Annotated in this window: 11 protein-coding genes and 1 pseudogene; 6 read left to right on the forward strand and 6 right to left on the reverse strand. The window is 71.5% G+C overall.

The window, feature by feature from the left end; all coding sequences use genetic code 11:
- Positions 1–79: 79 nt before the first annotated feature.
- Positions 80–1,012 carry a homocysteine S-methyltransferase gene (gene mmuM, locus AV521_RS24190; protein WP_076090707.1) on the reverse strand — a complete coding sequence of 311 codons (933 nt, stop codon included), beginning with the start codon at positions 1,010–1,012 and terminating at the stop codon, positions 80–82.
- 90 nt (positions 1,013–1,102) lie between these two features.
- Between mmuM and AV521_RS24195 the strand changes: the two are divergent.
- Positions 1,103–1,995 (forward strand): annotated as a pseudogene (locus tag AV521_RS24195) (beta-xylosidase); the annotation flags it as partial.
- A gap of 22 nt (positions 1,996–2,017) precedes the next feature.
- On the opposite strand, the gene AV521_RS24200 reads toward AV521_RS24195, so the two are convergent.
- Positions 2,018–3,697 carry a rhamnogalacturonan lyase B N-terminal domain-containing protein gene (locus tag AV521_RS24200; protein WP_076090708.1) on the reverse strand — a complete coding sequence of 560 codons (1,680 nt, stop codon included), beginning with the start codon at positions 3,695–3,697 and terminating at the stop codon, positions 2,018–2,020.
- A 190-nt stretch (positions 3,698–3,887) separates the two neighbouring features.
- On the opposite strand from AV521_RS24200, the gene AV521_RS24205 reads away from it, so the two are divergent.
- Both AV521_RS24205 and AV521_RS24210 read left to right on the forward strand, forming a co-directional pair.
- Positions 3,888–4,937 (forward strand): rhamnogalacturonan acetylesterase, encoded by a 1,050-nt coding sequence (locus AV521_RS24205; protein ID WP_076090709.1) that lies wholly within the window; start codon positions 3,888–3,890, stop codon positions 4,935–4,937.
- Between the two features lie 68 nt (positions 4,938–5,005).
- On the forward strand, positions 5,006–6,751 hold the full coding sequence (locus AV521_RS24210) for a DUF2264 domain-containing protein (RefSeq protein ID WP_179023361.1): 1,746 nt from the start codon (positions 5,006–5,008) through the stop codon (positions 6,749–6,751).
- A 220-nt stretch (positions 6,752–6,971) separates the two neighbouring features.
- Here the strand turns inward: AV521_RS24210 and AV521_RS49400 are convergent, their stop codons facing one another.
- The gene (locus tag AV521_RS49400) at positions 6,972–7,112 is read right to left on the reverse strand and encodes a hypothetical protein (protein ID WP_179023349.1); all 141 of its coding nucleotides are present in this window, start codon (positions 7,110–7,112) and stop codon (positions 6,972–6,974) included.
- 108 nt (positions 7,113–7,220) lie between these two features.
- Between AV521_RS49400 and AV521_RS24215 the strand changes: the two genes are divergently transcribed.
- Positions 7,221–8,030 (forward strand): isocitrate lyase/phosphoenolpyruvate mutase family protein, encoded by an 810-nt coding sequence (locus AV521_RS24215; RefSeq protein WP_076090711.1) that lies wholly within the window; start codon positions 7,221–7,223, stop codon positions 8,028–8,030.
- Here AV521_RS24215 and AV521_RS24220 read toward each other — a convergent pair.
- From AV521_RS24220 to AV521_RS24230, 3 genes are all read right to left on the reverse strand, one after another.
- Complete coding sequence (locus tag AV521_RS24220; protein ID WP_076090712.1) at positions 7,964–8,680, reverse strand: alpha/beta fold hydrolase; 717 nt, start codon at positions 8,678–8,680, stop codon at positions 7,964–7,966. The two genes, AV521_RS24215 and AV521_RS24220, sit on opposite strands and share 67 nt — an antisense overlap.
- Positions 8,677–9,270: a TetR/AcrR family transcriptional regulator gene (locus tag AV521_RS24225; protein ID WP_076090713.1), complete on the reverse strand. Its 594-nt coding sequence runs from the start codon at positions 9,268–9,270 to the stop codon at positions 8,677–8,679. Before AV521_RS24225 ends, AV521_RS24220 begins: the two co-directional genes overlap by 4 nt.
- Positions 9,271–9,336: 66 nt before the next feature.
- On the reverse strand, positions 9,337–10,308 hold the full coding sequence (locus AV521_RS24230) for a Rieske 2Fe-2S domain-containing protein (protein ID WP_076090714.1): 972 nt from the start codon (positions 10,306–10,308) through the stop codon (positions 9,337–9,339).
- A 146-nt stretch (positions 10,309–10,454) separates the two neighbouring features.
- Here AV521_RS24230 and AV521_RS24235 point away from each other — a divergent pair, with 146 nt between their 5' ends.
- Positions 10,455–11,948 carry an NAD(P)/FAD-dependent oxidoreductase gene (locus AV521_RS24235; protein ID WP_079249385.1) on the forward strand — a complete coding sequence of 498 codons (1,494 nt, stop codon included), beginning with the start codon at positions 10,455–10,457 and terminating at the stop codon, positions 11,946–11,948.
- Between the two features lie 237 nt (positions 11,949–12,185).
- Positions 12,186–13,391: an MFS transporter gene (locus AV521_RS24240; protein ID WP_076090824.1), complete on the forward strand. Its 1,206-nt coding sequence runs from the start codon at positions 12,186–12,188 to the stop codon at positions 13,389–13,391.
- Positions 13,392–13,394: the final 3 nt, after the last annotated feature.

The following is a 13,394-nucleotide window of genomic DNA, read 5'->3' on the forward strand; positions in this document are numbered from 1 at the left end:
GAAGGGGCGGCGAAATAGGGGCGCGGGGAACTGCGCGACCAGCCACAGACGAGCCGCGCCCGCCCTGCACGCCCGGCCCCTATGGCGATCCCGCGTAACCGCCGGAGGCGATTGCCGCAATGCCCTCCGGCCCCACCCGGCAGCACCCGCCGATCAACCGCGCCCCCGCCTCCCGCCACGCCTTGACCTGCCTGGGGCTGAACGTCGTACTCCCCGTCCAGGCGCGCGCCCCGGCGTCCCAGGTCTCCCCGCTGTTCGGATAGACCACGACCGGCTTGCCGGTGACCCTGGACGCGATCTCCACCGCGGTTGCCACGTCCTGTGGCGCACAGCAGTTCACGCCCACCGCGATCACCTCGTCCACGTCCGCGGCCAGGGCGAAGGCCTCCTCCAGGGGCTGCCCGGCGCGCGTGTACCGACCGTCGACCGTATACGAGAGCCACGCCGGCACCCCCAGCCCACGCACCGCGCCGAGCAGCGCGGCGCCCTCGTCGGCGTCCGGCACCGTCTCCAGCGCGAGGACGTCCGGCGAGGCGGCAGCCAGCACCTCGATGCGCGGCCGGTGAAAACGCTCCAGCTCGGCCACGCTGAGCCCGTACCGGCCCCGGTACTCGGAGCCGTCCGCGAGCATCGCCCCGTACGGCCCGACCGAGGCCGCCACCCACAGCGGGCGGTCGATGCCCTCGTCGCCGGCCCGCCGCGCGGCCTCCCGCGCGAGTGCCACGCTCAGCGCGAGCAGCCGCGCCGCGTCCTCGTGCCCGATGCCGCGCCGTGCGAAGCCCTCGAAGGTGGCCTGGTAGCTGGCCGTGATGGCCACGTCCGCGCCCGCCCGGAAGTAGGCGAGATGCGCCTTCGTGATCGCTTCCGGCCGCTCGGCGAGCAGCCGCGCCGACCACAGCTCGTCGCTAAGGTCGTACCCGGCCGACTCCAGCTGGTTGGACATGCCGCCGTCGAGCACGACCGTCCTGGTGGCGAGGGCGTCGAGGAGGCTGGGGGAGGTGTTGCTGGTCATGTCACGACGCTAGTCGAAACGGGACGCCGGGCGGCGACACCGTGCGCCATCGTGCGCCATCGCGTGACATCGTGAAGGAGAGCGCGTGAGATGAGACGCGTGTACGCCGTCCTGCTCGCCGTGTGCTGCGCCCTCGCCGCGGCCCTCGCGGCCGCCGGACCCGCTCAGGCGGCACCACAAACGATCGCGAACGGCACTCAGTTCACGGACACTTCGGGCAACGCCGTACACGCACATGGCGGCGGTGTCATCAAGGTCGGCTCGTACTACTACTGGTTCGGCGAGGACCGGAACAGCGACAACACCTTCCGGTACGTGGACGCCTACCGCTCCACCGACCTGAAGATCTGGGAGTTCCGCGCCCACGTCCTGCCCCAGTCCTCCGCCGCCGAACTCGGCACCGCCTGCATCGAGCGGCCGAAGGTCATCCACAACGCCGCAACCGGCAAGTTCGTCGCGTGGCCCGCCAACAACAACTACGACCTGCACATCTACAAACTCACCGCCGACTGCACCGGCATCGACAGCCTGCTCGCCAACCCCTGGCCCGGACCAGCAGCAGTACGCCGCCGCCACCTCCCTCGCCGGCCCCTGGACCTCCTGGACGAACGTCGGTGACTCCACCGCCTACGGCTCCCAGACCGCCTATGTCCTTCCCGTGCGGGGAAGTTCGGGTACCTCGTACCGGTACATGGGGGACCGCTGGGGCAACTCCTTCGGCGGTACGGTGAACGACTCCCGCTGTGTGTGGCTGCCGCTGGCCTTCCCCACCTCCACGTCGCTGTCCATGTCCTGGTACCCGGAGATCACCGTCGACACCACCGCCGGCACCGTCACCGGTACCAGTGCCACGTACAACACGCTGATCGACCGGCACAGTTCCAAGTGCGCCGACGTGCCCGGCCAGTCCCTGTGCACCGGCGCCCGCCGACTCGGCCGCGATCATCACCTACGCCTGCAGCGGCGGCACGAACCAGCAGTGGACGCGCGGAACGTGACAGTCGATCAGGCCAGGAGATCGATCGCGTCGATCGCCGTTCCCGCGCTGAGATAGCCCGTCGTCCCCGAACCGCTCACCACGTCGATCTTCAGGACGTTGTACTGGCTGGTGTCCGTGAGCCAGGCACTGGCCGGGACGCCGTAGCTGAAGGTGTGGTTGTTGCCCCGGTAGGAGCCCACCGTGAGGGACCGGGTGTTCGGCTGGGTGGGTGTGGAGGGGACCGCCGAGGTCCAGGTGCCGTTGACGGTCACCTGCGGGCGGCCGTTGACGTAGGCCGTCGTCACGCCGATTCTCAGGATGTGCGCGGCGGCGGCCTGCGCGGCGGTGAGCTTGAAGTAGACGAGCAGGCCGCTGTTGACGTCCTTCCACAGATAGCAGGGGAAGGCGGAGGTCTCGGAACCGCTGCCGATCACCACGTTGCCGGTCCAGCTGGCGGCCCGTACGTCCGAGGGATGCGCGTACGTCATCAGGTCCGCGTTCTTGAAGCCGCTCGGCGTGCCGTTCCAGGTGCCGATCCGCCAGATCGCGCTCGCGTTGGACGGGTCGTTGGACGACGGGACGGTGATCGTGTCGAGCGTGGTCGTCGCGCCCGCGGACACGGTCGCCTGCGTGCTGTATACAGCCAACTCGCCTTTGTAGACCGTCAGCGTGTATACACCCGGCAGGATCCTGGACATCGAGAAATAGCCGTCGGAGGCGCGTGCCGTACTCCAGTACTGCGCTGCCGAGTTGGCCAGTGCGACCGTGTACGCGGACGCTGTGTCCCGTCCGGTGATGCCGACACCGGCGACCCGGCCACGCCCGCTGCCGGGGACGTAACCGGAGATGCCGAGCGAGTCGGCCCACGAGGTGGTCAGGGTGCCGTGGTACAGCGCGGACGACGGCGCCCCGCCGTCCGTGAAGGCGATCACGTACGGGCCCTGCAGGCCGTACCGCTCGGACTCGGTCTGGTTCTCGCCGTAGTGGAGGATCTCGTACAGTCCGCCGCCGTCGGCGCTCTGGTGGCGCAGCAGGGAGCGGTAGAACGGGCCGCCGGAGGCCTTCTCGTGGTTGCTGCGGACGATCCACAGGCCGACGCCGTCGCTGGTCCAGCCGATGTAGTCGTAGTCGATGACCCGTCGCTTCGAGTAGTGCTTGGAGCGGGTCTGGCCGTCGGACTTCGCGAACACGTCGGAGGCCTCGACGGTGCTGGTGGTGTAGGTGTAGGAGTCCGGTTCGTCGTTGAGGAACAGGCCCGCCTTCACGCGCACGATGTACCGGGTCGCCGTGACCGAGGAGTCGGCCTTGTCGGTCCACAGGTAGATGTTGTTCTCGCCGCTGCGGGCCGCGTAGTAGTGCCGCAGGGTGCCGTGGGCGACGGAGACCAGGATGGTCGAGCCGGACTGGGCCAGGGTGACGGTGGAGGTGCCGAGCCCCGACTCGATCTGCGAGTTCTTGCCGCCGTAGCCCTGGTACTCGGTGCCCTTGTACACCAGCGAGGTCAGGTCGCCGTTGGTCTTGCTGACCTTGAATGCGAGGTTCGCGCCGGTGTCGACGACGTAGTTCGAGCCGTCGTCGCTCCAGCCGAAGCCTGCCGCCGCCGCGGAGCCGGCGAGCGGGCCGGCGAGGGCTGCCGCACCGGCGGCGGCAGCGGTGCCGAGGACGAAGGTACGGCGATCGACCGCGCGGTTCGGGGATCCGGACATGGGGGTGCCTCCTTCGGGAGGTCCGGGGAGTGCGGGTGTCTGGCAGGGTGACAGTTGAATCGACTTCGCGAAAGGGCTTTCGCTGCTTGGGAGTTGATGGTCGTACGATTTTGCTTCGGGGGCTAGAAAGCGCTTGTCAAGAGCGATACGGTCCAGCCACCGGACCTTGCCGGCCGCCCGAGGAGGACGAGTGAGATGTTGCACCCCTGCGCGCGGCGCCGTACTGGCGGCGGTCACCCTGTGCGCGGACCTGACGGCGCCCCCCGCCCAGGCCCACGGCGGCCGGCCGCCCGGCATCGCGAACTGCACCGCCACCGCCTGCCACTTCGCCGTCCCTCCGGGCACGTACGACGTCACGGTCCGGCTCGGTGGCGCTGCGTCGTCCAGCACGAGCATCACGGGGGAGACCCGGCGCGCCCTGCTCCCGGAAACCGCGGTCCCGGCCGGCGAACGCCTCACGCGCAGCTTCACCGTGAACGTCCGCACCCCCGAGGGCGAGCCCACCGGCCCCGACGGAACCCCCGGCCTGGACCTCGCCCTCGGCGGCTCCGCCCCCGCCCTCGCCGATGTCCGGGTCACCCCCGCCCGGCACGCCCGCCAGATCATCCTGATCGGCGACTCCACCGTCTGCGACCAGCCCGCCGCCCCCTACTCCGGCTGGGGCCAGCAACTGCCGCAGTACCTGCGCAAGGGCCTGTCCGTCGCCAACTACGCCGACTCCGGCGAGAGTACGGTCACCTACCTCGCGAACCCCCTGCTCTGGGACACCGTCCAGCCGCTGATCCGCCCCGGCGACCTGGTCCTCGTCCAACTCGCCCACAACGACAAGACCACCGACGAGGCCACGTACCGGGTCAACCTGGAGACCCTCGTCACGGGCATCCGGGACAGGGGCGGCGAACCGGTGCTCGTCACCCCGATCGTCCGCCGCTGGTTCAACGCCGACGGCACCCTGAACAACGGCACGGCCCTGCTGGTCAACGGTCTCGGCGTCGACCTCCCGGCCGTCATCCGCTCCGTCGCGGTCGCCGAACACGTCCCCCTGGTCGACCTCACGGCGCAGACCAAGGCGCTGGTGGAGTCCCTCGGGCCGGAGCGCTCCAGGGCGATCTACCTCTACGACGAGAAGCGCGACAACACGCACACCTCCGTGCACGGCGCCACCGTCTACGCGGGACTGGTCCGCGACGCACTTCTCGCCCTGCGTCTGGTGCCGGAGGGCGCCGTGCGGGTGGGATGAGTCCCTGGGGCGCCCCGACCGGAACCGGGGCGTCCCAGGCCCCGCCAGGAAGGACAGCCACCGCCGTGATCGAACTGCCCGCCGACGACCGTGCGTTGAGCCCGTACACCGGATACGGTCGCGCCCACTGGGAGGCCGCCGCCGACGCCCTGCTGGCCGCCGTCGAGCCCTACGCCACCCCCGACCGCGCCCTCTACCACCTCCCCGGCGACCATGTGAGCCAGTCCGGCCACCTCTCCGACGGCCTGGAGGGGTACGCCCGTACGCTGCTGCTGGCCGCCTTCCGCCGCGACGAGACCGCGCTCGGCCGCTACGCCGACGGCCTCACGACCGGCCCCGGCGGGGTCTGGCCGCGCATCGGGCGCCGCAGCCAGCCGCTCGTCGAGGCAGCGTCCGTCGCCCTCGCCCTGCGGCTGACCCGGCCGCTGCTGTGGGACCGGCTGGACGACCCGGTGCGGCAGCGCACCGCCGACTGGCTGGCGGACGCGCTCACCGCCGAACCCTGGCCGTGCAACTGGGAATTGTTCCCCGTCACCGTCGGCGGCTTCCTTGCGGAGATCGGTCACCGGCCGGAAGCGGCGCGCAAGGCGATCGACCGCGGCCTGGAACGGATCGAGGGCTGGTACCTCGGCGACGGCTGGTACACCGACGGCGACGGCCGGAAGTTCGACTACTACAACGGCTGGGCGATGCACTTGTACACAGTCGTCCACGCATGGCTGGCGGACGACAGTGAACTGCTTTCTGTATACGGTCGACGGCTGTCGCGCCATCTCGCCGACTACGCCCGCCTCTTCGGCGGCGACGGTGCCCCCCTCCACCAGGGCCGCTCCCTGACCTACCGCTTCGCGACGACCGCCCCGCTCTGGCTCGGCGCGCTGATCGGCCAGACCCCCCTCGCCCCCGGTGAGACGCGGCGCCTGGCCTCCGGAGCGCTGCGGTACTTCCTGGACGGCGGCGCGGTCGACGAGCGCGGTCTGCTCCCGCTCGGCTGGCTCGGCCCCGACGAGTCACTTGCGCAGAACTACTCGGGCCCGGCCTCCCCGTACTGGGCCGGCAAAGGCTTCCTGGGCCTGCTGCTGCCTCCGGAGCACGAGGTGTGGACGGCGACCGAGGAACCGGGCCCGGCCGACCGCGCCGACGAGGTGCGGCCCATCGCCGTCCCCAACTGGCTGCTGCAGTCCACGCGTTCGGACGGACTCGTCCGGCTGCACAACCACGGCAGTGAGGACGTCCGCTACGACCCCTACTACACCCGGCTCGCCTACTCGACCGCGACCACGCCCGACCCGGTGTCGTACGACAACAGTGTGATCGTCGGCGGCGATCCGAGCCGGACGGGGATCGAGCCGCTCGGCACGGGCGCCGGGTGGATCGCCTCCCGGCACAGCGTGCGCGACGGGATCACCGTCACCAGCCTCGTGCTCGCCGAGGGCGCGGTGGAGGTGCGGGCCCATCTCGTGGCCGGGGCCGCGCCCGGGACACCGGTGCGGATCACGGGATGGGCGGCACCAGAGGGCACCCTTCGTGCCGAACTGCTCCCGGTGTCGGGGCTGTCGGAGGGCCTGGAGGGCCTGACCGGGGAGACCGGAGCGGGCGAGGCCACGCTGTTCGTGGCACTCGTCCGGCTGACCGGCGAGCCGGATCCCCGGCCGCTCGCGGACCTGGTGTCCGTGCGAATGACGGAGGATCACAAGGTATGCGGGGATCGTGAGGTGAGCGTCCATTGGGCGTCCGGCGTGCAGAGGGTCTTCCGGTTCACGGTGTCAGACGGGCGATCCGCAGGCTCGTCGTGGACGGTGTCGTGCCGGTGAGTTTGGTGGTCCAGGTCTGCCTGCCGCCGGTGTGGCGGACGATCGCGGCCGCCGTCTCCTTCCAGTTGTGGGCCCGGTCGCCGTCAACGGGGTGACATGGACACCGTCCGCCGCCGGTCAGGCGACCCGGAGCGAGGCGTTCGCGGCGGCGGCCGTGGCGGTGCGGTTCCACTCCCGGGCGTTGTTGTAACCGGCCGCGAGACGGCCGTGGTGGTGACGGTCAGGTCCGGAGCGCCGGCCGTGGCCGCGCCGCCGTGGCGTACCACGCGCCCGCGAGCAGTCCGGCGGCGAGCGCGCCGATCACGGGCTTGCGGGACGCGTGGACGCGGCGGTGACCTGAGGTGCGTGGTGCGTGAGTCATGCCCTGGGGCTGCCGTGGGTGCGGGAAAGGTTGCCGGAGCGGTTCCCGGTGTCCCGGTGGGTCCATCGTTCGGCGGGCGCCGAAGCATTCCGTGCCTAGCGTGGCCGTATGACCGCACAGCCCACCGTGACGACGTTCGCCGGACTCCACCACCGGCCCGGCGAGCCGCTGCTGCTGCCCAACGCCTGGGACCACGCCTCGGCGGCCGCGCTCGCCGCCCGGGGTTTCCCCGCGATCGGTACGACGAGTCTGGCCGTGGCGGCGGCCGTCGGCCTGCCCGACGGCGCGGGCGCGACCCGTGAACAGACGCTGAGCCTCGCCCTTGCCCTCGGCTCGGAGCCGTATCTGCTCTCGGTCGACGCCGAGGACGGATTCAGCCGGGATCCCGGCGAAGTGGCGGAACTGGCCAGGGAGTTGTGGATCATGGGGGTGGCCGGGGTCAACCTGGAGGACGCCCTGGGGCCGAGTGGCCGGCTCGCGGCGAAGGTCGCCGCCGTGAAGGCCGCCGTACCCGGCCTGTTCGTCAACGCCCGCACCGACACGTACTGGTCCGGCGACGGCGACGAACGGGACACCCTGCGGCGGCTCGACGCCTACCAACAGGCCGGTGCGGACGGGGTGTTCGTACCCGGCCTGACCGACCCCGGGCGGATCGCGGCGCTGGTCAGGCACCTCGACGTTCCCCTCAACATCCTCTACTCGCCCGCCGGACCCACCGTCGCCCAGCTGGCCGGTCTCGGTGTGCGCCGTGTCAGCCTGGGCTCGCTGCTCTACCGGCGGGCGCTCGGCGCCGCCCTGGACGCGGTGGCCGACATCGCCGCCGGACGCACCCCGGACGGAACCACTCCCACCTACGCCGAGGTCCGCGCGCTGGAGCGCAACGTGTCGGTGAGCAGGTCCGCGAACGCCTCCGGGTGATCCACCGTGCCCAGGTGTCCGCCCGGGAACTCCACGAACGCACCGCCCAGCCGCTCGGCGAGCGACGCGGCGGTCCGGTGCAGCACCTGGCCGCGCGAGCCGACGCCGGAGGCGAGCGTGAGCCCGCCCGGCGGAGCGGTGAAGGACGGCAGATGGGAGGTGAACGGGCCCAGCACACGCGCCAGGAACACCCCGAACGGGGTGGCCCCTTCGCCTTCCGCGGGCGAGCGCCCGTGCCCCTCCAACTGCCCGATCAGCTCGGCCCGTTGCCGCGCCCCGTCCGGCAGCACCGTCACGCACGGCGGTTCGTGCGCGACCACGTGCGCCAGCCGCCCGGGGTGCCGGGCGAGCAGGTCCAGGGCGGCGATCCCACCTGAGCTGGTCCCGAGCACGTACCCGGTCCCGCCCGCCGGAAGCACCGCCTCCAGCACCCGGTGCGCGCCCTCGCTCCAGTCCGCCACCCGCTGCTCGGGTACCGGAAGGCCGAGCCGGCCGTGGGCGAGCCCGAGCGGGTCGTACGTCACCACGGTGAACCGCGCGGCCAGCCGCTCGGTCAGCGGCCCCAGCCCCATCGGATGCCCGGCCCCGCCCGGCATCACCAGCAGCACGGGACCGCTGCCCGAGACGTCGTAGTGAAGCTGCTCAGTCATCCTTCTCCGTCATCCTTCTGCGTCTCCCGGGGCCAGTGGGCCAGGGCCAGGTGCAGGGCGTCGATCGCCTTGTCCCAGGAGGCCTGTACGTCCCGGTCCGCGCCGAATCCGCCGGTGGACTCCAGGGCGCAGTAGCCGTGGAAGGTGCTGCGCAGCAGACGTACGGCGTCGGTGAGGTCGGGTTCCTCCAGGCCGTAGGCGCGCAGCATGCCGTAGGTGATCTCGGCGGTGCGCCGCATTTCGGGGGAACCGGCGAGCAGGGACTGGTCGATACGGATCTGGGTGGCCGCGTACCGGCCGGGGTGCTCCAGGGCGTAGGCGCGGTACGCGCCGGCGAAGGCGGCCAGCGCGTCCTTGCCCGCGCGGCCGGCCACGGCCACCGCGATCCGGTCGATCAGCTCGCCGCCCGCGTGCAGCGCGAGCCGGGTGCGCAGGTCGGCGAGGCCCCGGACGTGCGAGTACAGACTGGCGTCCTTCACACCGAAGCGGCGGGCCAGCGCGGTCAGGGTGATGTTGTCGAACCCCGCCTCGTCGGCGAGTTCGGCGGCGGCCGCGACCACACGGTCCGCGGTGAGACCCGCTCGGGCCATGGGCGCCTGCCTTTCATTTCCTGTGCGGTCTAGGTTACAGGCTAGGTATATCAGGAAACCGGAGCCTCAGGGTGAGGGGTAGAACTGGCGGGCCCAGTGGCGGAAGAGGCCGATGGTCTCGTCGCCGGCGGCGAGGCGGGGGCGCGGCTCGTAGCGTTTGGTGTTCCAGATCCTGAGGTCCTGGCGGACCTTGCTGACCGCGGTTGTCAGCATCGTGCGGGCGAAGGCCCGGTGCAGGGCCCGCCGGGGCGGCGATGCGGAGGTGGCGTCCGGCTTGCGGAGGTCCGTACAGGCCGTCGCGACCAGCATGCGGGTGTGCCGGGGCCCGCTCGGTGTGTGCATGGCCCACAGGTAGCTGATGAGGCCGAGCGAGGGGAGCGGCATCTCGACGCGGAGGCATCCCAGGCCCGCCATGAGCATCGAGTGGTCGGCCTGGAACCTCTGCTTCAGGGCCCGAGGCCGGTCCGGACCGAGACGCAGCCGTGTGCGCATGAGGGGGCCTTCGGGCGTCGGCGGGTCGAGTTCTCGTACGCTCACGTGGTGCAGGACGGGCAGATGCCGGTAGTCGAGGCTGTTCTCGATGATGTCCTGGGCGTAGGTGCGCACCTGTGTGCTCCATGCGGCCGTCGGAATGACTCCGGCCTGGGCGGTGTCGGGGACTTCCCAGGTGGGTGGGGCGCCCTCCGGCTCGTACCAGACGAAGACGAAGCCGTTGCGCTCGCGGAGGGTGTGGTGCCGCAGACGGGCGCGCGGCGGCGGGCCGTCGGGCGTGCCGACGCAGGTGCCGTCGGGGGCGAAGGTGAAGTGGTGGAAGGGGCACACGAGATTCTGGCCGTGCACGGTGCCGCCCGCTCCGAGATGAGCGCCGAGGTGCGGACAGTAGGGGTCCACAGCGCGGGGCCGGCCGTCACGGGTGCGGTAGAGGACGATGTCGTCGCCCATGAAGCGGAGGGTCAGGACGGTGCCGGGGGCGAGCTCGCGCGAACGGGCCAGCCAGAACCAGCCACTGGGGTAGGGGAGTTCATCCCTTATCGTCATAAATGGCAGCAGAGCATGAGAAAGTGACTCGAATGCCGCCTGTCCGGTGAAGTCACTCGTATGAGGTAAGGCTTCTGATTGTCACTCCTACCCGATTACCGAGAGCCCTACGATCAGTCGCTGTGAGTGACTAGTTGGGGGCTGTCGTGGCTGAGGTCGTCGTCATCGGAGCCGGGCTCTCCGGCGTGGCCGCCGTGATCGCACTGCGCCGTGCCGGGATCGACGACATCGTGGTCCTGGAGAAGTCCGGTCGTCTCGGCGGGACTTGGCGCGACAACACCTACCCCGGGTGCGGATGCGACGTGCCGTCGATGCTGTACGAGTACTCCTTCGCCCCCAACCCCTGGAGCCGGTGCTTCGCCGACCGGTCCGAGATTCTCGACTACCTTGAGACCACCGCGGCGACGCATGAGGTGGACCGGGTCATCCGCTACAACGCCGAGGTGATGAGCGCCCGTTGGGATCCGGGCGTGCACCGCTGGGACCTGGAGACCACCTCGGGTACGCACACGGCCCGTGCCGTGATCGTCGCCACCGGCCCCTGGCACCGGCCCCGTGACCCCGACCTCCCCGGCCTCGACACGTTCACCGGCACCGCCTTCCACTCCGCCCGCTGGAACCACGACGCCGACCTGACCGGACGCCGTGTCGCCGTGGTGGGCACCGGAGCGTCAACGGTCCAGTTCCTGCCCGAGATCCAGCCGAAGGCGGCGCACGTGGACGTCTTCCAGAGCACACCGCAGTGGGTACTCCCGAAACCCGACTACCCCCTCCCTCCGGGCCTCCATCGCTTCCTCGGAAGCCACCCGGCGGCACGCCGTGCACTGCGCGGGATGCACCACTGGACCCAGGAAGCCATCGGCTTCCCCCTGCGTCACCCCCGACTCCTGCGGCCCCTGGAAGCGGCAGCCCGCCTCCACCTGCGCACCTCCGTACCGGACCGCACGCTGCGGCACGCCCTCACTCCCACCTATCGCTTCGGCGGCCGCCGCCTGATCACTTCCAGTACCTACTACCCCGCCCTCACCCGGCCCAACGTACGGCTGCGGCCCACCCGCGTGACCGCCGTGGAGGGTTCCCACGTCATCGGCGCCGACGGCACCCGCACCCGCGCCGACGTCATCGTGCTCGCCACCGGATACCACATCGGCGACATCCCGCTCGCCCGTCGCCTGTACGGCACCAACGGCACCACACTGGCCCGGACCTGGGCCGACAGCCGGCGGGCCTACCTGGGCACCAGTGTCAGCGGATACCCCAACCTCTTCCTCCTCATCGGCCCGAACCTGCTCACCGGCACGACCGCCGTCCCCACCGTCGTCGAAGCCCAGCTCCGCTACATCACCACCGCCCTCACCCGCCTGCGCACCAGTGGATGCGCCGCCCTGGATGTCAGGCCGGAGGCCGAGGAGGCCCACCAGCAGGCCCTGCACGGGGCGTTGCGCACCACCGTCTACAACACCGGCGGCGGAAGCGGCTACTACTTCGGCGTCCCGGGCGTCAACACCTTCTGCTGGCCCTGGTCGACCGGCACCCTCGTCAAGCGCCTGCATGCCTTCGCCCCGGACGCCTACACCTGGACGCTGCCGCCCTCCGCGATGCCGCATCCCCGAGCGGCGAACGACCGGCGCCCGGCCTGAGCACGGGGACCACGGCCGGTCCGCAGGACCGGTCCTTGCGGACGCGCGGCACCCGACGACAACCTCAACTCCCTTACCACAGCGGTCACTCCGGACGACGTACGCCGCGGGTCGCCGGTCCGCCCCGGCACGCGGCGTAGGGTGGCCGGGCGCCGAAAGGGGGGAACGGTGGGACACGAGACACACGAGGGGAGCAGCCGTAGCGCTGCCCAGGGGCAGCGCGCGGACGACCAACCCCTGTGGTGCCAGCGGGACTTCGTCGTCTTCTGGGGTGCTCATGCCCTCTCCGTCCTCGGTGACTCCTTCGCGCTGATCGCCCTTCCGCTGCTGGTTCTGGAGGCCACCGGGTCCGTGGCCCGAATGGGGCTGCTGACCGCCGTGGGCGGGGGTGCCGCTGTTCTCGCCGCCGTCTTCGCCGGGACTGTGGTGGACCGGGTGGACCGGCGCCGGCTCCTCATCACCTGCGACCTCGTCCGCATGGTCCTGTACGGCGTGATCCCGCTCGTGTGGGCCTTCGGCCCCGCCATCTGGCTGCTGTACGCGGTGCTGCCGGTCTGCGAGGCCGTCGGCATGTTCTTCGCCGTCGGCTACGTCACCGTCGTCCGCGCTCTCGTCGCCGCCGCCCGGCTCACCGAGGCCAACGGCCGGCTGAACGCCACCGCCGCGGCCGCCGGAGTGCTCGGACCGGTGGGCGCGGGGCTGGTCGCCGCCTGGAGCGGGCCGGCCGGCGCCGTCGCCGTCGACGCGGCCAGCTTCGCGGCCTCCGCGGTGTGTATGCGCTGGGTACGACTGAGCGCCCGGGCCGGTGACGACACCCCCGTGCCCGGCCGCAGCACCGTCCGGCAGGACCTGCGTACCGGAGTCGCCTTCCTGTACCGGCACCCGCTGCTGCGCTCGCTCACGGCGCTGCTGTTCGGCTTCAGCTTCCTCACTCTCGGCCTGAACGACCTGGTCATCTACCACCTCAAGCACGACCTCGGCCACGACGACGGCACGGTCGGCACCGTCATGGCGGCCGGCGCGCTCGGCACCATCGCCGGATCCCTGCTCGTCGCCCGGCTCCGCCGTCTGCTCGGGTTCGGCCCCGCCTGGATCGGCGCGACCGCGCTGTGCGGGCTGACCTGTGCCGGCCTCGGCTGGGTCGGCACCGTGCCCGCGGTCGCGGTCCTCGCCGCCGGCTTCCTCGCCGGCGTCGGCATCGCGGGCACCTGCTCGATGTCCCTGCGTCAGGAGGTCACCCCGGAGCACCTGCTGGGCCGGGTCACCTCCGCCTACTGGACCCTCCAGTACTCCGCCGCCCCCGTCGGCGCCGCCCTCCTCACCTGGGCCGCCGAACGCTGGGGCACCACACCGGCTGCACTGACCGCGGGCGCCACCTGCGTCCTGCTCGCCGTCACCGCCCTCGCCACCCCGATCCGCACCGCCGGATCCAGCGTTCAGTGAATC

The sequence above is a fragment of the Streptomyces sp. IMTB 2501 genome, assembly GCF_001953885.1.
Taxonomy (GTDB): Bacteria; Actinomycetota; Actinomycetes; order Streptomycetales; family Streptomycetaceae; genus Streptomyces.